Genomic DNA, 21,482 nt, shown 5'->3' with positions numbered 1-21,482 from the left:
GATCGCACGGGGTTGTCCACAGGGTGGGGTGGCGGGTTTCGGGGTGGGGGGTGGGATGGGGAAGGATATGGGGGTGCGGGTCTTGGGCTCGCTGGTTCGGTTGTCGGTGAAGGGGAAGCAACGTGGTGGTGCAGTCGATCGAGCAGCGGATCGCCGAAGAGCTGGAGGTCCGCGAGAACCAGGTGCGGGCAGCGGTGGCGCTGCTGGACGAGGGCTCGACGGTCCCGTTCATCGCGCGGTACCGCAAGGAGGTCACCGGGGAGCTCGACGATGCGCAGCTGCGCACGCTCGAGGAGCGCCTGCGGTACTTGCGGGAGCTGGAGGAGCGCCGGCAGACCGTGCTGGAGTCGATCGAGAGCCAGGGCAAGCTGGACGACGCGCTGAAGGCGTCGATCCTGGCGGCGGACACGAAGTCGCGGCTCGAGGACATCTACCTGCCGTTCAAGCCGAAACGCCGGACGAAGGCGATGATCGCCCGGGAGAACGGCCTCGAGCCGCTCGCCGACGGGCTGATGGCCGACCCGACCGTCGAGCCGGTTGCGGCCGCGGCAGTGTTTGTGACGGCCGACGTACCGGATGCGCAGGCCGCGCTGGACGGTGCGCGGGCGATCCTGGTCGAGCGGTTCGCGGAGGACGCCGACCTGATCGGTGCGCTGCGCGAGCGGCTGTGGACGCAGGGCCGGCTGGCGTCGGTCGTGCGCGAGGGCAAGGAGACCGAAGGGGCGAAGTTCTCGGACTACTTCGAGTTCGACGAGCCGTTCACGAAGATGCCGTCGCACCGGATTCTCGCCATGTTCCGTGGTGAGAAGGAGGACGTGCTGACGCTGAACATCGAGCCCCTGCCGGCCGGCGTCGAGGCGGACGGCCCGACCGAGTACGAGACCACCATCGCCCGCAAGGTCGGCGTGGAGAACGCGGGCCGCGCGGCCGACAAGTGGCTGATCGAGACGGTCCGCTGGGCCTGGCGGACCAAGATCCTCGTGCACCTCGGCATCGACCTGCGGATGCGGCTGCGCCAGCTCGCCGAGGAAGAGGCGATCCGGGTCTTCGCGTCCAACCTGCGCGACCTGCTGCTGGCCGCCCCGGCCGGCACCCGCGCGACGATGGGCCTCGACCCCGGCTTCCGGACCGGCGTGAAGGTCGCCGTCGTCGACGCGACCGGCAAGGTCGTGAACACCGGCGTCATCTACCCGCACGTCCCGCAGAACCAGTGGGACAAGTCGATCGCCACCCTGGCCGCGCTGGCCGCCGCGCACAACGTCGAGTTGATTGCCATCGGCAACGGTACGGCGTCACGCGAGACCGACAAGCTGGCCGCGGAGCTGATCGCCAAGCACCCGGAGCTCAAGCTCACCAAGGCCGTCGTCTCCGAGGCCGGCGCGTCGGTCTACTCGGCCTCGGCGTTCGCGTCGGCGGAGCTGCCCGGGATGGACGTGTCGCTGCGTGGCGCGGTCTCGATCGCGCGCCGCCTGCAGGACCCGCTGGCCGAGCTGGTGAAGATCGACCCGAAGTCGATCGGCGTCGGGCAGTACCAGCACGACCTCGCCGAGAACGCCTTGTCCCGTTCGCTGGACGCGGTCGTCGAGGACTGTGTGAACGCGGTCGGCGTCGACCTCAACACCGCGTCCGCGCCGCTGCTCACCAGGGTCTCCGGAATCACCCAGGGCCTGGCCGACAACATCGTCCAGCACCGCGACGTACACGGTCCGTTCGCCTCCCGAACCGCGTTGAAGGATGTCGCGCGACTCGGCCCGAAGGCGTTCGAGCAGGCGGCCGGCTTCCTCCGGATCCCCGGCGGCGACGACCCGCTGGACTCCTCCAGCGTGCACCCCGAGGCCTACCCCGTCGTACGGCGAATCCTGGACGCGACCGGTACCGACGTGAAGTCGCTGATCGGGTCGGCCGAATTGAAGCGGCTGAACGCGGCGGACTTCGTCGACGACATGTTCGGGCTGCCGACGGTCACCGACATCCTCGCTGAGCTGGAGAAGCCCGGCCGAGACCCGCGGCCGGCGTTCAAGACCGCCGTCTTCGCCGAGGGTGTCGACAAGATCGCCGACCTGAAGCCCGGGATGAAGCTGGAGGGTCAGGTCACCAACGTGGCCGCCTTCGGCGCGTTCATCGACATCGGCGTCCACCAGGACGGCCTGGCACACGTCTCGGCGCTGTCGAAGAACTTCGTCAAGGACCCGAGCGAGGTGGTGAAGGTCGGCGACATCGTCACCGTCAAGGTGCTCGAGGTCGACATCCCCCGCCAGCGCATCTCCCTCACCCTCCGCCTCGACGACGAGGTAGGCGGCGCCCGCACCTCCGGCGGCGGCCAGGGCCAGAACCGCGGCGGCGGACAAGGCGGCGGCCGAGGCCCCAGCGGTGGTGGCGGCCGAGGCCCGGGCAGTGGCGGCAGTGGCGGTCGCGGACCCGGCGGCGGTCAGGGTGGCGGCGGTCGCGGCCCGGGTGGACGCGGTGGCCAAGGCGGCCGCGGCCCGGCCCAAGGCGCCCCGAAGGCCGACACCCCGATGGACGAAGGCTCCCTCGCCGACGCCTTCCGCAAGGCCGGCTTCACCGTCCGCTGACCTCGACCAACAGTCGGGGGTTGACCCACCAGGCCGTGGGCTTGAACAGGTAATGCCTTGTTCAAGCCCACGAGATCCTGTTCAAGCCCACGGTTGCCGGCGGTTGCGGGTGGCTAGGCTGCAGGAATGGCGCGGATCGGATATGCGGACCCTGACGACCTGACCGGCGAACTGAAGGACTGGTACGACCGGTTGCCGCCGAATCCGCGGATGTTCCTCACACTGGCACTGGCCCCAGGCACCGCAGACCTGTTCATGAAGCTCGGTACGGCGATCCACGACACTCTCGAACTCCCGGAACGACTGGTCGAGATCGACGCGGCCGTGGTCACCCAGGTAGCCGGATCGGCGTACCTGCTCAAACGCCATCACCCACCCGCCAACACCCTGACCACCGTCGAGCGCAACGCCCTCCTGGCCGGCGCCGGCCCAGACGACATCGAGTCGTTCGACGACCGGGACCGCGCTGTCCACCGGTTCGTCAAAGCCCTCATCGACAGCCCCCGCGTCGACGACACCACCTTCGCCGACGCCCAACTCGAACTGTCGGATCGCGAACTGGTCGAACTCATCCAAACGCACGGCTACTACTGGATGCTCGCCCAACTCGACTGCACCCTACGACTAGCCGACAACCCCTAACCACCCCGCCCGCACGCCACGCGCTCAGCAACTGCGGTCTGTGCGGTACTGCTCCGGTGACTGAAGGCGTGGTTGCTGCGCGCAACCAACTGCCCGGCGTCTGAGGGTTTGACGGGCCATGGTTGCGGCCCGGGGCATTTGACTCGTGGGCATGCGGCTCGTGGCAGAGAAGTCGTCGTGGTTACCGGCCTGGGGTTCTGCGGGGTGGGGCGGACCTGTCGTTGTCCGTGCAACTTGCCCACATGTTAGCCCGGGATGGTTTGGGGTGGGGGGTTCGAGGTGCGGCGGGCCCAGGGGAGGTAGAGGGCGGTGGTGATGAGGAGGCCGACGATCCAGGAGATGTCGGCGCCGCCCAGCAGGTTGGTTACTGGGCCGGTGTAGAGCTTTTGGGCGAGGAAAGGGATCTGGGCGACGATCCCCGCGCAGTAGGAGACGAGGGCGACGGCGTTCCAGGCGCCGTAGCGGGCGGTGGGGTCGTAGAGGGCTGGGATGTCTACTCGTTCGCGGGAGATCAGGTAGTAGTCGGTCAGGTTGATGGCGCTCCAGGGGGTGAAGACCATCAGCAGGACCAGGACGAAGTTCTTGAAGTTGTCGAGGAAGTCCTTCGAGGCGAAGAGCGCGATCAGGACCGAGACGAGCAGAAAGCCGACTGTGTACGCCGATCGCGCGGCGGGGCCGATGCGGGTGGCTCGGTTGAAGGCGGTGACTGTGGTGAGCAGGGTCATCGAACCGCCGTAGGCGTTGAGGCAGTTGACGGCTAGTTTGCCGATGACGATGACCAGGTAGATGAGGATGGCGACGGGGCCGGCCAGCGAGCCGAGGTAGCCGACCTGGTTGGCGAGGAAGCCGGCGCCGCCCGCAGCGACCAGGGCGCCCAAAGTCATCGACCACTGCGAACCGATCACGCTGCCCAGAAAGGTCGCGAGGAAGGTATGGCGTTCCGGCGTGTCCGCCGGCAGGTAGCGGGAGTAGTCGGCGACATAAGGGCCGAAGGTCAGCTGCCAGCCGGCGCCGAGGGAGATCGCGAGCAGGAACGACACCCAGTCGAACGGCTTGGCTCCGAACAACGCGCCGACATCAACCGTCACCAGCAACCGGATGCCCAGGTAGGTGAAGCCGAGGACCCCGCACACAGTCGCGATCCGGCCCAGCAGGTGGATCCAGCGATAGCCGAGGGTCGCAACCACTGCGGTCAAACAGCCGAAGAGCACGATGCCGACAGCGGCCGGGCCGACGTGCAGGATCTTGTTGATCGCCTGCCCGGCGAGTACGGTCCCGGTCGCGGCAAACCCGAGGTACATCACCACGACGAGCACCAGCGGTACGACGGCGCCGTACACGCCGAATTGCGCACGGCTGGAGATCATTTGTGGCAACCCGAGCCGTGGGCCCTGCGCGGAGTGCAGGGCCATCACGATGCCGCCGAACACGTTGCCGAGCAGCAGGCCGACGATCGCCCACAGTGCGTCGGCGCCGAAGACCACCGCCAGCGCACCGTCGACAACCGCCGTGACCTGCATGTTCGCGCCGAACCACAAGGTGAACTGGCTGATCGGTGTCCCGTGCCGCTCGGCGGCTGGGACGACATCGATACTCCGCTGCTCGATCACCGAACCCGTCATACCGAGATGCTAGCTAGAAAGAACCTCGACGCTGCCGTCCTTGTGGTGAGCCTGGATCTTCAGGCCGAGTCCGGAGGGCATGGTGTTCAGCCAGGCCACTGCGTACCAGCTGTCGCGGACCGGGACCTCGTGCCGAAGGGTGCCGGTAGTGCCGACCTGTTCGAAGGTGACTCGGACGATGTCGGACGACAGGCGGCCGGCGGAACTGTAGAGCTGGGTGCACTTGCCACCCGAGCAGCTCCCGCTCATGCCGGACCGGAAGGCCTCCTGGAAGCTGAGCTGCTTGACGGGCCCCCGGACGATGGTGGAGTTGAGATGCACGCCCGCCTCGCGGTGCGGCTCCTCCGGCACCGCGGTGCACTTGACGGTGCTGCGGCCGGAGGGCGACATCGCCAGCACGGAGCTCGCCCGTCCGGGGTCCACGTCCGAGGCCAGGACCCGCCACTTGGTCAGGTCGGTCCAGAAGCCCACCGAGCAGTTGCGCAGCAGACCAGCGGGCGTGGTCGGAACCGGATCGCGCCGTGCGGCCGCGACCAGTGCCGCCGACGGCTTGTCGCCGCCGGGAACCATGCAGACCGCCGCCTGATCGCCCCGCTTCAGGTCGAACAGAGCAATCCGGCCGGCCCACCACCTCGGGTTGGGCCTGAGCGGTCGCTTGACCTCCGGGTAGCGCAGGGCGCATCGGCGGTTCGCCTCCGCAATGGACAGCTCGACGCCAGTACCGGCCTCACCGCGCGGTACGCCGGGCACTGCGGAGAAGTCGGCGCTGGTCTCGCCCGCAACCTCCGGAGCCGGATCGGAGGCCGCCGGGCCAGGCAGCAGGGTCGCACCGAGCGCCACCACAGCCACGGCGGCGATCGCGCCGCCACCGCCCAAGAGACGGCGGGTACGGCGGCTGCGGCGGCCGCGGGTGAGCATGGCGTGCGGGTCGATCGGGGCCAGTGGGTCGTTGGCGGCGAGGCGTTCGAGCTCGGCGCCGACGACGCGTTCGTCGTCCATGGGGTTCTCCTTCACGCAGGCCTGCCGATCCGGCGGACCTGGTCGATGGCGGTTCGGAGAGTGTCGAGACCACGCGCCGCCTGGCTCTTCACGGTGCCCTCCGAGCAGCCCAGGATCTGGGCGGTCTGCTCGACGGACAGGTCCTCGTAGTACCTCAGGACCACGCAGGCACGCTGCCGCGGGGCGAGCGTCGCAAGGGCCGTGAGGACCTCGTCGCGATCGGCGTGCCCGACGGCCGGGTCGTCGTACGACGAACTCCGGTCGGTCGGCAGGTCAGCGGTCGGCACTTCCCGGCGCCAGGGGCGCCGGCCGCTGTCCAGGGCCGCGTTGACGACCGTACGGCGAGCGTAGGCGAGCGGGTTCCCGTCGCGATCGACCTTGGCCCACGACCGGTACAGCTTGCACAAAGCGTCCTGTACGACGTCGTCGGCGCGATGCCAGTCGCCACACACCAGGAACGCGGTCCGCCGCAGCGACGCACTCGCCGCCGCCACGAACTCGACGTACTCCTGATCCCGGTCCACCATCGGCCCTCCACTCTCCTCTGTCCCCCTCAATACGAGAAGGCAGGAGAACGAGGTTGCACCTCAGCGCAGGTCGGCGAGGTGCCCGCCCGGATCACCGAGATGTACGGCGGTCGCCTGCGGCGCATAGCCCACCCGGCGGTAGACCCGATCGGCCCCGTCGTCGCCCGGAGTCAGCCAGGCGAGCGTGGCCCCGGCCTGCTCGAAGGCGAACTGGGTCGCGTACGCCGTCGCAATCCCGGCAAGGCCCTGCTGACGGTGACTGTGGATCGTGCCGACCCCCGCTACCTCGGTCACTCCGTCGGCCACCGCGGTCCACGCAGCCGTGGCAGCCGGCACCCCGTTCACCCGGACAAGCACCGCACCGCCGTCACCGAGCACCGGCTGATAGGTGAAGCCGACACCCTCAGCCTCATAAGCATCCGCGGAGACTGCGTTCGCGTCGGCCTGATCCGCGCCGGAGCTCACCAACTGAACCGTCACCCCGGCAGGCAGGTCCGGCTGCACCAGATCCTCAGGCTCGACGACCAGCAGCGGCGGCCGGGAGACGATCGTCATCCCGTTGGTCTCCAGCTCCTCGGCGAGTCCCGGGTTCGCCTCCTCGATCAGCTCGGCGCTCAACCAGCGTCCCTCAGCCGCGAACGCCTTCCGCAGGATCGTCACCGATTCCCGGACCTCGTCCGGATCGAACGGCGTACCGGGCTCGGCCGCGACCATCGTCGACAGGTACCACGCGTCCTCGTCGTGCAAGAGCCCCACCAACGGCCCGACGACGATCTGCCGGCGCGACCTGCCCAAGCCGCTCAACTGTGCTCGCGCGATCCGCGCCCCGATCTGCATACCGTCGACCCTAGTGCGTCGGTCCGACAGCACTCGACCGCATTTCGGCCAGCAGAACCAGCCCGAGCAGGTTTCCCGGTACGTTCTCCAGGTTGGCGATATAGGCTTTCCGGTTTGTGAACAGCGACTTCCGGCGGTTGTGGATCAGCAGCGGGGTCTCCGGCATCGGTTCCTGGCTGCTCGTGGTCGCCCTGCCGGTCCAGGTGTTCACGTTGACCGGCTCGGCGGCCGCCACCGGGCTGACCTTGGCCCTGGAAGCCCTGCCCCCACTCCTGCTCGGCCCCTGGGCCGGATCCCTGCTGGACCGATGGGACCTGTCCCGGGCCCTGTGGATCGCCGACCTGGTCAGCGCGGTCGCCGTCGCAGCGATCCTCTTCGCAGACAAAGACCGAATCTGGCTGATCTACGCAGCCATCCTGGTCGAGAGCGCAGCCGTCACAGTGTTTCGCCCAGCCTCCCGTGCGCTGATCCCCGCAGTCGTCGGAACCGGCCCAGAACTGGCCAAAGCCAACGCGATCACGGCCACGACCGCCAGCACCATCCGCCTGGCCGCACCACCCCTCGGCGCCCTCCTCCTGGCCGGCCCCGGCATGACCACGGTCCTACTCATCGACATCGCCAGCTATTTGTTGTCAGCGGCAATCATCTCGACAGTCCGCGCCTACCCGCGAACCTCCAGCGGCGGCGTGCGCCAAGGCATCCGGTACGTCGTTCGGCACCGGGCCCTGCGCGGAGTTCTGCTCGGCCAAACGCTCTTCCTGACCGCGAACGCCGGCCTGACCGCTCTCCTGGTCCCGTTCACCGTGGAGCGACTCCACGCCCCCGGCGCGACGATCGGCTACCTCATCTCTGGCCTCGGCGCCGGCTACCTGCTCGGCGCCGCACTCAGCTCGAAAGCCCAGTCCTGGCTAGGAATCCGCGAACTCCTGGCTGCAACCCAACTCGCCACCGCCACCGCATTCTTCCTGCTCGTCAACGCACCGAACGTCACCTCAGCGATCGGCGCCGCAGTCCTGATCGGCCTCCCCGGCAGCATCCTGCTGATCACCGCCGAGACCGCCATCCAGCGGACCGCGCCGGCCGAGATGCTCGCCCGGATCGGCGCTCTCTTCTTCGCGGCCGACTCGCTCGCCCTCATCATCGGCGCCCTCGCCGCCCCGGCCGTCACGCTGCTGATCGGACTACCGTTGACACTCAACGCGGTTGCGGGGTTCGCCGTGATTGCGGGCGCGCTGACACTGCTCGCCGTACCGGGTCATCCCGCCGCGTTCACTCGGAGGCCGCAGCCGCGTCGTACCGGGCTCGGGACGTAGCGATCTCGACCTGGTGCGTCTCGGTCCACGTGACCAACGACTGGATGGTGGCGTGCAAGGTGACGCCGAGCGGCGTGAGCTCGTAGTCGACGCGTGGCGGCACGACCGGATAGACGGTCCGCTTGACCAGACCGTCGCGCTCCAACTGGCGCAGGGTGACGGTCAGCATCCGCTGGCTGATCCCGTCGATCGTCTTCTTCAGTTCGGTGAACCGCATCGACTGGTCGTCGAGCAGCGCGATCACCAGCAGCGACCACTTGTCGCCGATCCGGTCCAGGATCTGCCGGACGTCGCAGTCCTCCCGGGTGTCCCACTGGAAGGCCTCCTCGGTGCAGCAGGAGTGCCTCGGTTCCTTTGAAGTGCCTTCTTCCATAGTTCCCGATAGTTCCTGATGATGGGGTCAGTTACAAGAGAGAACCGTCAATCACCTGGGAGTTTTCGTGTCGTCAACCGTCACCCCGGACCGGCTCACCGGCCGGTCCTGGGCCGTTCTGTTCGTGCTCTGCGGCGCGATCTTCCTCGAGGGCATCGACGTCTCGATGATGGGTGTCGCGCTGCCCTCCATCCGCGCCGAGCTCGGCCTGAGCACCGGCGAACTGCAGTGGGTCGTCAGCGCCTACGCGCTCAGCTACGGCGGGTTCGTCCTGCTCGGCGGCCGCGCCGCCGACCTCCTCGGACGCCGCCGGATGTTCGTCGGCTGGCTCGTCGTGTTCCTACTGTTCAGCGGCCTCGGCGGGTTCGCCACCGAAGGCTGGGTGCTGATCCTGGCCCGCTTCGCCACCGGCGTCGCGGCGGCCTTCATGACCCCGGCCGGCCTGTCGATCATCACGACCACCTATCCGGAAGGACCGCAACGCAACAAGGCACTGCTCGTGTACGCCGGTACGGCGGCCGGCGGCTTCTCGCTCGGCATGGTCACCGGCGGACTGCTCACCACGATCGACTGGCGCTGGGTCTTCTTCGCGCCAGTACTGGTCTCAGCGGTGATCCTGGCCGCAGCCATCGCCCTGATCCCACGGGACGCCCAACGGCCGGCCAAGCGCGGCGGCTTCGACCTGGCCGGTGCCTTCACGCTGACCGGCGCGATGCTGCTTCTCGTCGCCGCCGTCGTCCGCGCACCGGACGTGGCCATGGCCCAGACCTTGGTGACTGCAGTCGCCGGTACGGCGCTCCTGGCCGCCTTCATCGCCATTGAGCGGCGAGTGTCCAGCCCGCTCGTCCGGCTGGGCCTGCTCCGCAACGGCTCGCTGATCCGGGCCAACCTCGGCGCGATCCTGCTGGTCGGCTCGTTCGTCGGCTTCCAGTTCATCACCGTCCTCTACCTGCAGGAGCTGCGCGGGTGGTCGGAGTGGAAGACCGGGCTGGCGCTGATGATCATCGGGATCGACGCCGTCCTGGCCCCGACCCTGACGCCCTGGCTGGTCAATCGCTTCGGGAACGCGCGAGTGGTGCTCGGCGGCTTCGCGCTCGCCACCCTCGCCTACGTGGCCTTCCTGCCCCTGGGTACGACGTTCGCCGCGATGCTGCCGACGTTCCTGCTGCTCGGTCTCGGGTTCGCGCTGGCGTACGGGCCGTTGACGATCGCGGCCACCGACCGGGTCGCCGAGGACGAGCAAGGACTGGCCAGTGGCGTGCTGACCACCTCCTTCCAGTTCGGGGCCGCACTCGGGCTCGCCGTGGTGGCCGCCGTACTGGCTGCATCGGACGACCTGACGATCGATGCCTTCCGCAACGGTCTGCTGGTGCCACTGGGCGCAGCCGCGCTCGGGGCGCTGGTCGCGCTCGGCGGATTGCGGCCAGCGGTGCGTAATCAATTGGCCGCGAAGGGTTAGCAGGAGGTACGACATTTCTACCTGGTTCGAAACGTCGGCCCGGCTGCCGAATCGTTATTGGTAAATCCGTGCAAACATTCTTGACAGGTCATTACCAACCGCCGATAAGCAGCCGGGCGGACCGCTCTGACCAGGGGATTCGTAGGGTTTCCCTACTCTCCGTCAAGGCTCTGTAAAGGTCCCTGCGGAAGTATTCCTGCGGCGGCGCCCATGAGGTGTTCTTTACTCAGCACCGGACAAAGCCGTCCGGGGCGCCGACCGAGACTGCCGAAGGACCGCTGATGACCGAGACGCTGGAATCCCCCACCACCCACTTCCGGGTGCGGGTCTGGTTCGGCGCTCACCCGATCGCGGACCACACCGCCACAGCGGAGCAGGCAGCGCAGTACGAGGAAGCCATGCAGCGGCGTTTCGCCTCCCTCCGGGTGACGAGCGAGCCGGTGCCGGCGGACGTTGTGGCAGGGCCGGGTCAATGACGACCCGGCCGACGCTGCTCGGATATGTGCGGGCCGACGCGCTGAGTTGCGCGGAGGAGCTGGCCGCGGCGACGGATTCCCTCGCCGCCTTCGCCAGCGCCGAGGGATTCACCCTCGGCACGGTCTACACCGAGCGCGACACGGCCGAATCCGCGGCGTTCCACGCACTGCTCGAGGAGGTGAAGCGGTCCGACGTACGGGCGGTTGTCGTGCCCGCGATGCACCACCTCGGATCGGTCGGCACCCCGGCTGCCATGCGGCAGCACCTCGAGTTCCACCAGGCACATGTCTGGGCCGTGGATTCGAAGGCATAACTGCACACAGACAAGCGGAGCTGACGTCTTGACCCCTGCATCGGCGTCGGTTCCGCTCTCCACCTCCACAGCTGCACCGGGAATGCCCGGGCGGTAGTGGACCACCAAGGCCCCACCGGCTGCTACCGGTGGGGCCTTGTCGATGTCGGCGAAGGTTCGATCGGCGTCAAGTTTTTTCGGCCTTCCGCGTGGGTCGAGGTGTGCTCGCGGCCGGAGTGGGGTACCACTAGGGGCGTCCCGCGGTTCAGTCAGTGTCATTCGGGCATGGGTGAGACTCACCGAGCCGCGAGTTCTCCCACTGAGGGGCGGGAGAACGACCGGCCCCGGCGGGCGCATCCCAGGTGCGCCCGCCGAGCTCGGGTCGGACGAAAATAGCCTGCTCAGTGGGAGCCTGCCGCCTACGCTGCACGCATGATCAAGGTCCCGGACGGCTTCCGCCAGATGCCACGGTGGTGGCATGAGGGCACGACCTGGCTGGATGCGCTCCCAAACCTGGTGAGCACGCAGTGCGCGACCTGGGACCTGCAACCCGACGGTCCGCTCGCCTGGGGCTCGAACGCGCTGGTCATCCCTGTACGCCGCGGCTCCGACGAGTTCGCCCTCCGCATGACACCACCCGGGCCCGGGATCGACGAGCACGTGCAGGCGCTGCGCTGGTGGGACGGCCGCGGGATGGTCCTCCTGTACGACGCCGCCCCCGCCGCGGGCGCGATGCTGCTGGAGCGGCTGTCGACGCCGCTCTCGACCCGACCGCTCGACGAGGCGATGGCCGTACTCGGCCGGATGATGCGGCGACTCGCCGTACCGCCGCACCCCGAGGCGCTCTCCACCGGCGAGATCATGCGGCAGCGGCCGGCCGTCATGGAGAGGCAGTGGGAGGAGCTCGGCCGGCCGTTCGATGTCGGCTTCCTGCGCGCGGCACTGGAGATCGCGCCCCAGCTGACCGAGCCGGCAATGGATCTCTCGGTCAACGGCGACCTCCATGTCCACCAGGTGCTCGCCGGCACGCGCGAGCCGTGGGTGACGGTCGATCCGATGCTGTACCGCGGTGACATCGAGTACGACCTCGGCCGGGTGCTGTGGACGCAACTCGACGAGATGGCCGAGATCCCGCCGTACTTCGAACTCGTCGTCCAGGAGGCGGGCCTGGTCCGGGACCGGGCCCGCCACTGGACGATCTTCCGTGCGGTCGACTACTGGCTCTGGGGCCTGAACAACGGTCTCACCGAAGACCCCGTCCGCTGCGAGCGGCTCCTCAAAGCGCTCTAGTCAGCGGCAGGCGTTCTTCGCGGGCAGGGTGCCCTTGAGGAAGTACGCCGTGATGTGGGTGCGGGCGCATTCGGAGTTGAGGTACGCCGTGTGGCCGTGGGCCTCGGCGATGAACAGGTGGCTGTTGTCGATCTGACGGGCCAGGCCGCGGGCGGCCGAGACCGGCGTGGACGGGTCGTTGGTCGACGACGCGATCAGGATCGGCTGTACTCCGCGCACCGGGGTGCGCTGCCACGGGTTGCTCGGCGGGATCGGCCAGCCGGAGCAGGCGGCCGCCATGATCCAGCCCTCGACGGCAGCACCGACGCGCGGAGCGACGGCCTTGGCGAGAGCCATCCGGGCGCGGGCGTCGGCGTACCCCTTGAGCTCGCCGGGCAGGTCCATGCAGGACACGGCCGCGTACGCCGTCTCCTGGTAGCCGATGTAGCTGGAGCCGAAGCCGGAGCCGTCACCCTTGGCCGCCTTGGCGAGCGCGCCGGCGAGGCCGGTCCAGTCGGCGCCGAACATCTCGAGCTTCGGCAGCAGCGCGGGCAGCGCCATCCGCATCACGTCGCCGTTGACCGGTCCGGTCGGGCTGGTCAGCGGGGTCTTGTCGGCCTTCACGACCGTCTTGTCCCAGAGCGCGCCGACGTCCTGCCCGTGCAGCTCACAGGCCGCGTCCGCGGCACACCAGTCGATGAACGCGTTGAACTCGCTCTCCATCGACTTGGCCTCTTCGAGCATGAACCGCCGCGACCCCTGCGAGTGGTCGATGATCCCATCGATCAGCATCCGGTCGACCCGGTGCGGGAACATCTGCGCATACATCGTGCCGAGGAACGAGCCGTACGACATCCCGAAGAAGCTGAGTTTGCGCTCCCCCAGCGCAGCCCGGATCGCGTCGATGTCGCGCGCCACGGTCCGGGTGTCCAGGTTCCGCATCAGATCGCCGTGCTGCTTGAGGCACTGCTCACCGGTAGCCCGGCTGGACGCGACCATCGCGTCGTACTGCGCCTGGTTCTTCGGGAACACCGGTACGCCGGGGCGCAGTACCGGGCCGCAGTTCAGCTGGCTGCTCTGCCCGGTACCGCGGGGGTCGAAGCTGACCAGGTCGTAGTTGTCCCGCAGCGGACCGAGGAACGCGTCGGCCAGCCCGGCCTCGAAGATCGAGCCACCGGCGCCGCCCGGGCCGCCCGGATTGAAGACGAGCGACCCGCGCTTGTGCGCCTGGTCCTTGGCCGGCACCTTCACGACGAAGACGTTCGTCATCGGGCCGGACGGCTTCGACCAGTTCAGCGGCACCTTCAGCGTCGCGCACTGCTCGACCGCCCCCGGCTTGCATTCCTTCCACTGCAGCCCCACCGCGGCCGCCGTACCCGCCGGAACGACCCCGGCGAGCAGCACCCCCGCACCAAGCACCCCACTCAGCTTTTTCCACATGTGCGCAACTTACGACGCTCCAGGTTCAGTGCTCCGGAGCGAAGTCGTGGAAGCCGATCAGATGGGTGATCAGGCCGTCGTCGTCGACCCGGACGATGTCGGTACCGCCTGCAACCGGGTCCTGACCCTCCGCCTTCAGATGCCAGGTCCAGCGCCGGTAAATGTGGTGGTCGTCGATCTCGCCGACCCGGACGAAGGACAGGCCGGGGAACATCTGCTGGGCGGCACCGATCAGCTTGTTGAGCTCGTCATGGCCGTGCGTCTCGAAGCTCGGGTCGACGAAGGTCGAGGTCTCGGTCCAGGTCGCCGCGATCAGTTCGGCCCGGCGATCGGCGTCGGGCTCGTTCCAAGTGGCGAAGTACTGGTCGGCGAGAGTCTGGGTGGTCATCGTTTCCTCCTGGTTGGTTCGGATGACCAGAACTTTGCCGCGACCGACGGCGTACTGGCGATGACGTCGGAGGTAATGGCGTGCGCTACGCCGCCAGCTACCGTCGGGGTATGACAGAGACGTTCCAGCGCCCGGTCGGTGAGTTGCTGCGCGGCTGGCGCGAGCATCGGCGGCTGAGTCAGCTCGATCTCGCGAACCGGGTCGAGGTGTCCACCCGGCACGTCAGCTTCGTCGAGACCGGGCGGTCGCAGCCGAGCCGGGAGATGGTGCTGCGGCTGGCGGAGCATCTCGACGTACCGCTGCGGGACCGCAACCAGCTCCTGCTGGCCGGTGGATACGCGCCGATCTACAGCGAGTCGTCACTGCACTCGCCGGCCATGCTGGCGATCCGGACCACGTTGCGCCGGCTGCTCGAGGCGCATCAGCCCTATCCCGCACTCGTGGTCGACCGCTGGTGGAACATCGTCGAGGCCAACACCGGGATCAAGATCTTCACCACCGACGTCGACGAAACGTTGCTCAAGGCACCAATCAACGCCCTCCGGCTGGTCCTGCATCCAGATGGACTGGCGAGCCGGATCACCAACCTGGCCGACGTCCGCGCCTCCGCACTGGCCAGCCTACAACGCCAGATCGTCAGCACCGCCGACCCCGAACTCCAGGACCTGTACGACGAACTGCGCGGCTACTCGACCGACGATCAGCCGGCGCACCCCGGGCCGGCCGAGGTCGTCGTACCGTTCGATCTGACCTATCAAGGCGAGCGCCTCTCGCTGCTCACCACAATCGCAACCTTCGGCACCCCACTCGACGTCACCGTCTCCGAACTGATGATCGAGTCGTTCTACCCCGCCGACGAAGCCACCGCCAACCTACTGCGGGAGCTGGCATAGCAAAACGGCCTCGCTCCGGCAGCGGGGGGAGGGTGCCGGAGCGAGGCCGCTCGGTGGAGCCGGCCGTGAGCTGGCCGACAAATTGCTGGTCACCGGCGAGGAGGGGGTTCCGCCCACCACCTGCTCGCCGGTGACCGGCTGCCCTACCGGCCTGAGGAGGGGTGGCCGGTCGGGAAGGTGGTCGGGAAGCTCGGCGTCGGGACGCTGGGCTTCGGGGTCGGGAAGGTCGGCTTGGTGGTCGGGATCGACGGCTTGCTCTGCGGGTACTTGCCCGGGTCGACCGTGATCTTGACGCCACCGGAGACCTTGACGGTCGGGACGGCCGGCTTCGGCGCGTTCGGCTTCGGCGCGGGCACCGACGGCTTACCCGGCTTCGACGGCAGCGACGGAGCGGTGGTCGGGACGCCGTGCACACAGTCCGGCAGGCTCGGCTTGCCCGGCAGCGACGGCTTGCTCGTCGGGAGCGTGGGCTTACCCGGCAGCGACGGCTTCGTCGTCGGCAGGGTCGGCTTGCTCGGCAGCGAGGGCTTGCTCGTCGGCAGCGTCGGCTTGCCCGGCAACGACGGCTTCGTCGTCGGGAGCGTCGGCTTGGTGGTCGGGAGCGTCGGCTTCGTCGTCGGGAAGGACGGCTTACCACCCGGCAGCGACGGCTTGGCCGTCGGGATGCTGGGCTTGGCCGGCAGGGTCGGCTTGGCCGGGAGCGTGGGCTTGCTCGGCAGCGTCGGCTTGGTGGTCGGCACCGAGGGCTGCTGGTTCGGGTCGATCGTCTTGCTGACCGTCACCACTGGCAGCTTCGGCTTGGCCGGCAGGTTGGGCTTGCTGGGCAGGCAAGTGGGGTCCACCGTCGGCTTCGGGGTGTCGACCGGCACCGCGACCGGCGGCGGCTTCGGTGCACCGGTGAACAGGTTCTTGACCGGGGCCGGTCCCCCGACCGCGGCGGACACCGTTGCCACGGTTCCGGCCAGGGCGGTGACACCCGCCGCGGCCAGACCGCGCCGTACCCACGCGAGCCGCTTGCCGCGCCGCATCAGGTCACCCGCGTTCGGGGTGAACGGGTCCACGTCGTACTCGAGAGCGCTGCGTACCCGCTGCTCGTCACTCATCAGTTTCCTCCACTTACGCTGTCGATCAGGTCGGGTGCCAGACGCAACTTGGCCAGCGCCCGGGAGGACGTCGACTTGACGGTCCCGGGAGCCATACCGAGCAGCTCGGCAGTCTCGGCCTCGGAGAGATCCTGCGAGTAGCGCAGCGCGACGACGGCTCTCTCCCGAACAGTCAGACCGGCCAAGGCCGAGAGCACGGCCTCTCTGGTCTGCACCTGCTGGGCGAAGTCCGCTACCGCTCGCTGGTCCCAATCGTTCTCAACCGGATCACTGGGTACTTCGTTGTTCCAGCGCCGGCGGGCCTGGGTGAGGAACCGGTTGACCAGCACCCGACGGACATAGCGCAGTTGATCGCCGTCCAATCGGTGCCATTTCGGATACGACCGCATCAACGCCTGCTGCACCAGGTCCTCGGCGTTGTGCCGATCGCCGCAGAGCATCTCCGCGAAGCGGAGCAGCGGGGTTGACTGGGTCTGCACGAAGCGCTCGAAATCGGCGTCCGCGGTCCGGGTCATCGAATCTCCTCTGCCTCTGTCACACCGGTCCAAACCCTCTGAGTGACCGACTAGGTTCTGTTCGTCACCAACTTCTTCGAAGGAATTTATTCACAGGCTGTACAGAGGAGAGGTTTCTTTGTCACATTGGAGCCGTCTGCAGTGACTTCACCGCCCCGGAGGTCTCGCGCCATGCGTATCACTCGAAGGACGAAGCTCGCAGCTTGTCTCGTCACAGCTGTCACACTCTTGACGATCAGCCTCCCGAGCTCGGCCGCCCCAGAGCCCATCAGCAACTCCAGCAACGTCCGGTACGACGGCAACCGGATCATCCTCGGCGACGCACCGGCCGCGATCGGTTCCGCCGAGATCAAGCAGCGCTCGGGCCTCGCCGAGCTCACCCCGGTCCGGTTCGCCGCACCGACCTCAGCAGTCGTCGCCAACTACAGCACCGGTACGCCGGACGGCTCGTCGGCAGAGGTCGACGTACGGGCTTGGGTCAACGACCGCTGGTCGGAGTGGACCCCAGCCACAGCCGGTACGCCGACCGCACTGCCTGGCGCGAGCGACCAGGTGCAGCTGCGGATCATCGTCAGCGCACCCCCGACCGGCGCGCAGCCGTGGGTCGCCGACGCGACGGTGCTGCCGACCGACAAGGTCGCGCCCAGCGGGATGGCCATCCAGGCCGCGCCTCTCAAGTCGCGCGTCTTCGCAACCCGCGAAGGACTCGTCGGCGGGACGACGGCCAACGGGCACGTGATCGTCAACCGCGACCACTTCGTCGCGCTGCCCTCACGTCGCGGCCTGGCCAGCAACGGTTCCGGCAACTACTCGGTCAAGGTCTGTACGGCGTCGCGATGCGCGTTCGAGCCGGTGTGGGACGTCGGCCCGTGGAACACCAAGGACGACTACTGGAACCCGAGCGCCACTCGCGAGATGTGGAAGGACCTGCCGCAGGGCAAGCCCGAGGCGCAGGCTGCGTACCAGGACGGGTACAACGGCGGGAAGGACCAGTTCGGCCGCACGGTCGCGAACCCGGCCGGCATCGACCTCGCCGACGGCACCTTCTGGGACGCGCTCGCGTTGACCAACAACGCCTGGGTCGACGTCACCTATCTGTGGACCGGCGACGGCGGCCGCGGCACGGTGTCGATCACGTCCGGCTACCTGAACATCCGCAACTCGGCCAGCTCCACCGGAGCGGTCGTCGGCATGGCCGGCAAGTCGGCGCAGGTCACTGTCGAGTGCCAGACCACCGGGCAGAGCGTCACCGGTTCCCAGGGCACCAGCAATGTCTGGCTCCGCGTCCACCCCGGCATGTACGTCGCCAAGGCATGGGTCTCGGCCGGAACCTTCGGCGCCTGCTAAACGCACTGAGGCGCCGGGCATCCGCTCTCGGATCGCCCGGCGCTTCGTTGTTCCGGCTTACTTGCCGGGTGACTGACTCGGTCGCGGCGCCTTGGACGGCGTCGGGTAGGACGGCGGCGAGCTCGGCGTCTCGGTCGGGGTCACCTGGCCCGGTCGCGGCGCCTTGGACGGCGTCGGCGCCATGGTCGGCGTCCGCGGCGGCTCGAGCGGACTCGGTGTCGGCCAGCTGCTCGGCGTCCTTGTCGGAGTCGGCGTCGGCGCGTAGCTCGGCCCCTTGCTCGGCGTCCGCGCCGGGTCGGCCGGGCTGGGCGTCGGCGCGTTGCTCGGCGTTGCCGTCGGGTACGGCGTCGACGGGACGCTCGGACTCGGCGTCGGCGCGTAGCTCGGCGTCGGGGGCGGTGTCGGCGTACCGCCACCGTCGCCACCACCGCTGCGTGCCATCGCCGTCCCGCCGACCGCCAGCAGCACCACCACTGCGGCAGCCACTCCGCCGAGCACGATCCGAGTCGTCCGCCGCTTCCGACCTACTTCGTCCATTAGTTGCCCTCCACCACCATTTCGTCGTTCGGTCGGGCTGAAGGACGCGACCGGGTGCCGAAAAGGTTCTGCTCAGGCAGGACTTCCCGACGGCGACGGCGGCGTGGGCACCTTGCTGGGCGTGTTGACGGGGATTTTGGACGGCGTCCGCTGGGGTGTCGGCGGCGGCGTGTGCGGTGATCCCAGCGTGGGTCCGCCCCCCGGTGTCTGCGTTGGCGTAGCCGTCGGCGTCGGCATCGGCGGCGACGACGGCGTGGCCTTCGGTGTCGGGCTCGGCGTCACCACCGGCGCCGGTGGCCCAGCAGGCTCCGGCGCGGCGCCGGGCGCGAGCCCGATCATGATTCCCGCGGTGGCCAGGCCGGCGACGGCAACCGCCACCACGCCACCCGCCATCCCGCGAACCGTCCGTCGCCGACGCGCCCCCGCGATCACCCGCGCCGGGTCGAGCGGCGCGACACCACCATCCGGGGCCAGCACGACCCGGAGCTCTTCTTCGGTCACCGACCGGTCGTCGTTCATCGCGTCACCCCACTCAGTTCCGGCGCAGCTCGCAGCTTGTCGAGAGCCCGGGCATTCGCACTCTTCACCGTGCCGAGCGCGATCCCGAGCACCGAGGCCGTCTCCCGCTCGGTCAGATCCTCGACATAACGCAGTACGACGATCGCCCGCTCCCGACGGGTCAACGTGGCCAGCGCAGCCCCGACCGTCACCCGCCGATCGACCGCCCCGGACTGATCCTCCACTGGCGTGTCGACGAACAGCAGGTCGAGCTCGGCCGTGGCCCCGCTCGGCCGCTCGCGCCACGGGCGACGCCGTACCCAGGACAGGTGCTGGTTGACCACCGCCTGCCGGACATACGCGAACGGATCGGCGAGCTCGATCCGCTCCCACCGCAGGTAGGCCTTCTCCAACGCGTTCTGCACCAGGTCCTCGGCCAGAGTCGCATCACCACACAGCATCCGGGCGAAGTGCACCAACCGCCCCGACCTGGCCAGCACAAACGCCGTGAAGTCGTCATCACGACTCATGAGCTCTCCGTCCACAGTGGTCACCCCTGAGGACGCCCTCCCACCCCAAAAGGTTCTGCCACCTCCCCAAGAACTTCGAGCCCGCCCCCCAGAGCAGCGGACCCACCTTTGGGCGCGAAGGGATGGTGAGTGGGCCGCCCTCATCAACGGATATCCGTTCCTGTTGCCCCTTCTCAGGTCGTATACGGGGAGAGAACGGGCAACGCGAGGGGATATCAGTCCGTGTTGTCGCCGGTACGGCGGGGGCGGATCGGGGTGGGATGGGGTTGGGTTAAGTGCGGTCGGTGGGGGCGGCTGCGCCGGTGGCGACTGGGCGGGGGTGGGGCTTGGGGGTGGTGAGGACCGAGAGGTCGGCGGCGAGGCGGACGCGGTTGCGGCCGGCGGCCTTGGCGGCGTACATGGCGCGGTCGGCTTGCAGCAGGAGGTCGTGGACGGTGGTGCCGTCGGCGGGGTAGACCGAGACGCCGATGGAGACCGTCAGGTGGAAGGTGTCCGGATCCAGGTCGGGGTCGTCGAGGACGCCGGCACACATCGCGGCCAGCGGGCTCCCCGCCACCGCATTGCGCAGCCGGTCTGCCGTCACCGTGGCCTCGTCGATCCCGGTGTCGGGCAGCGCGATCACGAACTCCTCGCCACCGAACCGGCCGATCACGTCCTTGGCCCGGATCGCACTGCGCAGGATCGTCGCGACCGCCCGCAGCGCCTCGTCGCCGACCAGGTGACCGTGCCGGTCGTTGACCTGCTTGAAGTGGTCGATGTCGATCAGCAGCACGGCCATGTGCTCGCCCTGGGTGCGGGCGCCGCGCAGCATCTCCTCGGTCTGCCGTCGCCACCAGTCGACCCGGGTCAGACTGGTCTTCGGATCGGTCTGTGCCTCCGACTCCAGCTGGCCGAGCAGCAGCGCGCGCTGCGCGGTCAACGTGATCGGGATGGCCACGAACGCGAACCATGGGCTGATCAAACAGGCCCCGGCCAGCAGACAGCCGAACATCGCAGCGGTCGCGTCGATACAGAGGTCGTCGATCCCGCCGACCGTCTCCTGGCGGCTGCTGCCCGGCACGATCAGCGAGATGGCCAGACCGCAGAGCAGCGTGTCGGTGGCGACGAACGTGATCGCGGTCAGCACCATCGCCGCGACCAGCGCCAACTCACTCCCGCCGAACAGGTCGCGGCCCGAACCGAACACCTCATGTGCGGCGCCGACGGCGAGCACGTGCACCGAGGTCGAGAAGGCCCACCGGTACGGGATGCACTTACCGGCCCGGATCCGCCACCAGATCCGCAGCAGCACCACGACCAGGATCGCCAGCGCCGGATGCAGGATGATCGCGGCCGCGATCATCCAGGCCGGGGCGAGGTCCTTGTGCAGGGCGCCACCACGCCGGCGCCGGTTCTCCACCCGGCGAGCACCCTCGACCGCGATCAGGGCCGACAGCGTCACCGCGGCCACCACGTCCAGCCCGTGCCAGCTCGGCAACTCGGTGAACGTCTGAACGCCGTACCCGAGGGCGCCGAAGTCGACGAGCACGACGACAACGAACGCCGGGACCGACAGGGTCCACAGCGCCCATTTCCGTACCGATCGCCTACTCTGCGCAACCATTACCCCCACGGTACGACGAGTGAGCGTCTCGTCCCAATCCGCGACGGAGCGGCCTGGATGACAATGTGGAAACGATGATCAGTGCCGACCGATTCAGTCGTTTGATCAATCATCAAACGCGAAAAACCTTTATATCGCTCGGTTTTCCGGCGGACCGGAAGGTCTCGAAAAGGTTTCCGGGCTGAACCTGGAAGGACCGCAGGATCGGCGGCCGGGTCCGCTCAGCGGACCCGGCTCATTGCGTG

General features: G+C 68.6%; 22 protein-coding genes. 9 read left to right on the top strand and 13 right to left on the bottom strand.

The window, feature by feature from the left end; all coding sequences use genetic code 11:
* Positions 1-122: 122 nt before the first annotated feature.
* Both ACFCV3_RS06405 and ACFCV3_RS06400 read left to right on the top strand, forming a co-directional pair.
* Positions 123-2,573, top strand: coding sequence for a Tex family protein (locus ACFCV3_RS06405; protein ID WP_376026699.1), 2,451 nt, complete (start codon positions 123-125; stop codon positions 2,571-2,573).
* A 126-nt stretch (positions 2,574-2,699) separates the two neighbouring features.
* On the top strand, positions 2,700-3,215 hold the full coding sequence (locus ACFCV3_RS06400) for a carboxymuconolactone decarboxylase family protein (RefSeq protein ID WP_376026697.1): 516 nt from the start codon (positions 2,700-2,702) through the stop codon (positions 3,213-3,215).
* A 245-nt stretch (positions 3,216-3,460) separates the two neighbouring features.
* Here ACFCV3_RS06400 and ACFCV3_RS06395 read toward each other — a convergent pair whose 3' ends face one another.
* The 4 genes from ACFCV3_RS06395 to ACFCV3_RS06380 are packed head-to-tail and all read right to left on the bottom strand — an operon-like array spanning position 3,461 to position 7,200.
* Entirely contained in the window at positions 3,461-4,837 is a 1,377-nt protein-coding gene (locus ACFCV3_RS06395) for a purine-cytosine permease family protein (RefSeq protein ID WP_376026694.1), read from the bottom strand.
* A 9-nt stretch (positions 4,838-4,846) separates the two neighbouring features.
* Complete coding sequence (locus tag ACFCV3_RS06390) at positions 4,847-5,836, bottom strand: hypothetical protein (protein WP_376026692.1); 990 nt, start codon at positions 5,834-5,836, stop codon at positions 4,847-4,849.
* Positions 5,837-5,847: 11 nt separating this feature from the next.
* Positions 5,848-6,363 (bottom strand): SigE family RNA polymerase sigma factor, encoded by a 516-nt coding sequence (locus tag ACFCV3_RS06385; protein ID WP_376026689.1) that lies wholly within the window; start codon positions 6,361-6,363, stop codon positions 5,848-5,850.
* Between the two features lie 60 nt (positions 6,364-6,423).
* A complete protein-coding gene (locus ACFCV3_RS06380; RefSeq protein ID WP_376026686.1) occupies positions 6,424-7,200 on the bottom strand; it encodes a GNAT family N-acetyltransferase in 777 nt (258 codons plus the stop codon).
* A gap of 116 nt (positions 7,201-7,316) precedes the next feature.
* Here ACFCV3_RS06380 and ACFCV3_RS06375 point away from each other — a divergent pair, with 116 nt between their 5' ends.
* Positions 7,317-8,513, top strand: a complete 1,197-nt coding sequence (locus ACFCV3_RS06375; RefSeq protein ID WP_376026684.1) for an MFS transporter — start codon at positions 7,317-7,319, stop codon at positions 8,511-8,513.
* On the opposite strand, the gene ACFCV3_RS06370 is transcribed toward ACFCV3_RS06375, so the two are convergent.
* The gene (locus ACFCV3_RS06370; protein ID WP_376026682.1) at positions 8,470-8,886 is read right to left on the bottom strand and encodes a winged helix-turn-helix transcriptional regulator; all 417 of its coding nucleotides are present in this window, start codon (positions 8,884-8,886) and stop codon (positions 8,470-8,472) included. The genes ACFCV3_RS06375 and ACFCV3_RS06370 overlap by 44 nt on opposite strands.
* A 67-nt stretch (positions 8,887-8,953) precedes the next feature.
* Here ACFCV3_RS06370 and ACFCV3_RS06365 point away from each other — a divergent pair, with 67 nt between their 5' ends.
* The 4 genes from ACFCV3_RS06365 (at position 8,954) to ACFCV3_RS06350 (ending at position 12,404) form a co-directional block, all read left to right on the top strand.
* Positions 8,954-10,345 carry an MFS transporter gene (locus tag ACFCV3_RS06365; RefSeq protein WP_376026679.1) on the top strand — a complete coding sequence of 464 codons (1,392 nt, stop codon included), beginning with the start codon at positions 8,954-8,956 and terminating at the stop codon, positions 10,343-10,345.
* 281 nt (positions 10,346-10,626) lie between these two features.
* The gene (locus ACFCV3_RS06360) at positions 10,627-10,821 is read left to right on the top strand and encodes a hypothetical protein (RefSeq protein ID WP_132410862.1); all 195 of its coding nucleotides are present in this window, start codon (positions 10,627-10,629) and stop codon (positions 10,819-10,821) included.
* Entirely contained in the window at positions 10,818-11,135 is a 318-nt protein-coding gene (locus ACFCV3_RS06355) for a hypothetical protein (protein ID WP_376026676.1), read from the top strand. Before ACFCV3_RS06360 ends, ACFCV3_RS06355 begins: the two co-directional genes overlap by 4 nt.
* Positions 11,136-11,546: 411 nt before the next feature.
* Positions 11,547-12,404 (top strand): aminoglycoside phosphotransferase family protein, encoded by an 858-nt coding sequence (locus ACFCV3_RS06350; protein ID WP_376026673.1) that lies wholly within the window; start codon positions 11,547-11,549, stop codon positions 12,402-12,404.
* On the opposite strand, the gene ACFCV3_RS06345 is transcribed toward ACFCV3_RS06350, so the two are convergent.
* Together ACFCV3_RS06345 and ACFCV3_RS06340 are read right to left on the bottom strand one after the other, a co-directional pair.
* Complete coding sequence (locus tag ACFCV3_RS06345) at positions 12,405-13,823, bottom strand: alpha/beta hydrolase (RefSeq protein WP_376026670.1); 1,419 nt, start codon at positions 13,821-13,823, stop codon at positions 12,405-12,407.
* A gap of 25 nt (positions 13,824-13,848) precedes the next feature.
* Complete coding sequence (locus ACFCV3_RS06340; RefSeq protein ID WP_376026667.1) at positions 13,849-14,211, bottom strand: nuclear transport factor 2 family protein; 363 nt, start codon at positions 14,209-14,211, stop codon at positions 13,849-13,851.
* 110 nt (positions 14,212-14,321) lie between these two features.
* Between ACFCV3_RS06340 and ACFCV3_RS06335 the strand changes: the two genes are divergently transcribed.
* Complete coding sequence (locus ACFCV3_RS06335) at positions 14,322-15,104, top strand: helix-turn-helix domain-containing protein (RefSeq protein WP_376026665.1); 783 nt, start codon at positions 14,322-14,324, stop codon at positions 15,102-15,104.
* A 143-nt stretch (positions 15,105-15,247) separates the two neighbouring features.
* Here ACFCV3_RS06335 and ACFCV3_RS06330 read toward each other — a convergent pair whose 3' ends face one another.
* On the bottom strand, positions 15,248-16,207 hold the full coding sequence (locus ACFCV3_RS06330; RefSeq protein WP_376026663.1) for a hypothetical protein: 960 nt from the start codon (positions 16,205-16,207) through the stop codon (positions 15,248-15,250).
* Positions 16,207-16,722 (bottom strand): SigE family RNA polymerase sigma factor, encoded by a 516-nt coding sequence (locus ACFCV3_RS06325; RefSeq protein ID WP_376026662.1) that lies wholly within the window; start codon positions 16,720-16,722, stop codon positions 16,207-16,209. Before ACFCV3_RS06325 ends, ACFCV3_RS06330 begins: the two co-directional genes overlap by 1 nt.
* A gap of 171 nt (positions 16,723-16,893) precedes the next feature.
* Here ACFCV3_RS06325 and ACFCV3_RS06320 point away from each other — a divergent pair, with 171 nt between their 5' ends.
* Entirely contained in the window at positions 16,894-18,069 is a 1,176-nt protein-coding gene (locus ACFCV3_RS06320; protein WP_376026660.1) for a hypothetical protein, read from the top strand.
* Between the two features lie 57 nt (positions 18,070-18,126).
* Here ACFCV3_RS06320 and ACFCV3_RS06315 read toward each other — a convergent pair whose 3' ends face one another.
* The 4 genes from ACFCV3_RS06315 to ACFCV3_RS06300 all read right to left on the bottom strand — a co-directional run bounded on the left by ACFCV3_RS06315 (position 18,127) and on the right by ACFCV3_RS06300 (position 21,237).
* A complete protein-coding gene (locus ACFCV3_RS06315) occupies positions 18,127-18,606 on the bottom strand; it encodes a hypothetical protein (protein ID WP_376026657.1) in 480 nt (159 codons plus the stop codon).
* A gap of 72 nt (positions 18,607-18,678) precedes the next feature.
* On the bottom strand, positions 18,679-19,125 hold the full coding sequence (locus ACFCV3_RS06310; protein ID WP_376026655.1) for a hypothetical protein: 447 nt from the start codon (positions 19,123-19,125) through the stop codon (positions 18,679-18,681).
* On the bottom strand, positions 19,122-19,634 hold the full coding sequence (locus ACFCV3_RS06305) for a SigE family RNA polymerase sigma factor (RefSeq protein WP_376026654.1): 513 nt from the start codon (positions 19,632-19,634) through the stop codon (positions 19,122-19,124). Before ACFCV3_RS06305 ends, ACFCV3_RS06310 begins: the two co-directional genes overlap by 4 nt.
* Positions 19,635-19,905: 271 nt before the next feature.
* A complete protein-coding gene (locus ACFCV3_RS06300; RefSeq protein WP_376026651.1) occupies positions 19,906-21,237 on the bottom strand; it encodes a diguanylate cyclase in 1,332 nt (443 codons plus the stop codon).
* Positions 21,238-21,482 lie beyond the last annotated feature (245 nt).

Origin of the sequence: Kribbella sp. NPDC056345, assembly GCF_042262745.1 — a bacterium.
Classification (GTDB): Bacteria; Actinomycetota; Actinomycetes; order Propionibacteriales; family Kribbellaceae; genus Kribbella.
The sequence above is the reverse complement of the archived record's forward strand: the minus strand, read 5'-3'. Positions and strand labels throughout refer to the sequence as shown.

Coding starts and splice junctions, on each gene's coding strand:
- ACFCV3_RS06320 (WP_376026660.1), top strand. CDS start 16,894: ATGCGTATCACTCGAAGGACGAAGCTCGCAGCTTGTCTCGTCACAGCT.
- ACFCV3_RS06370 (WP_376026682.1), bottom strand. CDS start 8,886: ATGGAAGAAGGCACTTCAAAGGAACCGAGGCACTCCTGCTGCACCGAG.
- ACFCV3_RS06330 (WP_376026663.1), bottom strand. CDS start 16,207: ATGAGTGACGAGCAGCGGGTACGCAGCGCTCTCGAGTACGACGTGGAC.
- ACFCV3_RS06390 (WP_376026692.1), bottom strand. CDS start 5,836: ATGGACGACGAACGCGTCGTCGGCGCCGAGCTCGAACGCCTCGCCGCC.
- ACFCV3_RS06395 (WP_376026694.1), bottom strand. CDS start 4,837: ATGACGGGTTCGGTGATCGAGCAGCGGAGTATCGATGTCGTCCCAGCC.
- ACFCV3_RS06325 (WP_376026662.1), bottom strand. CDS start 16,722: ATGACCCGGACCGCGGACGCCGATTTCGAGCGCTTCGTGCAGACCCAG.
- ACFCV3_RS06335 (WP_376026665.1), top strand. CDS start 14,322: ATGACAGAGACGTTCCAGCGCCCGGTCGGTGAGTTGCTGCGCGGCTGG.
- ACFCV3_RS06310 (WP_376026655.1), bottom strand. CDS start 19,125: ATGAACGACGACCGGTCGGTGACCGAAGAAGAGCTCCGGGTCGTGCTG.
- ACFCV3_RS06380 (WP_376026686.1), bottom strand. CDS start 7,200: ATGCAGATCGGGGCGCGGATCGCGCGAGCACAGTTGAGCGGCTTGGGC.
- ACFCV3_RS06340 (WP_376026667.1), bottom strand. CDS start 14,211: ATGACCACCCAGACTCTCGCCGACCAGTACTTCGCCACTTGGAACGAG.
- ACFCV3_RS06300 (WP_376026651.1), bottom strand. CDS start 21,237: ATGGTTGCGCAGAGTAGGCGATCGGTACGGAAATGGGCGCTGTGGACC.
- ACFCV3_RS06355 (WP_376026676.1), top strand. CDS start 10,818: ATGACGACCCGGCCGACGCTGCTCGGATATGTGCGGGCCGACGCGCTG.
- ACFCV3_RS06385 (WP_376026689.1), bottom strand. CDS start 6,363: ATGGTGGACCGGGATCAGGAGTACGTCGAGTTCGTGGCGGCGGCGAGT.
- ACFCV3_RS06305 (WP_376026654.1), bottom strand. CDS start 19,634: ATGAGTCGTGATGACGACTTCACGGCGTTTGTGCTGGCCAGGTCGGGG.
- ACFCV3_RS06400 (WP_376026697.1), top strand. CDS start 2,700: ATGGCGCGGATCGGATATGCGGACCCTGACGACCTGACCGGCGAACTG.
- ACFCV3_RS06360 (WP_132410862.1), top strand. CDS start 10,627: ATGACCGAGACGCTGGAATCCCCCACCACCCACTTCCGGGTGCGGGTC.
- ACFCV3_RS06350 (WP_376026673.1), top strand. CDS start 11,547: ATGATCAAGGTCCCGGACGGCTTCCGCCAGATGCCACGGTGGTGGCAT.
- ACFCV3_RS06315 (WP_376026657.1), bottom strand. CDS start 18,606: ATGGACGAAGTAGGTCGGAAGCGGCGGACGACTCGGATCGTGCTCGGC.
- ACFCV3_RS06345 (WP_376026670.1), bottom strand. CDS start 13,823: ATGTGGAAAAAGCTGAGTGGGGTGCTTGGTGCGGGGGTGCTGCTCGCC.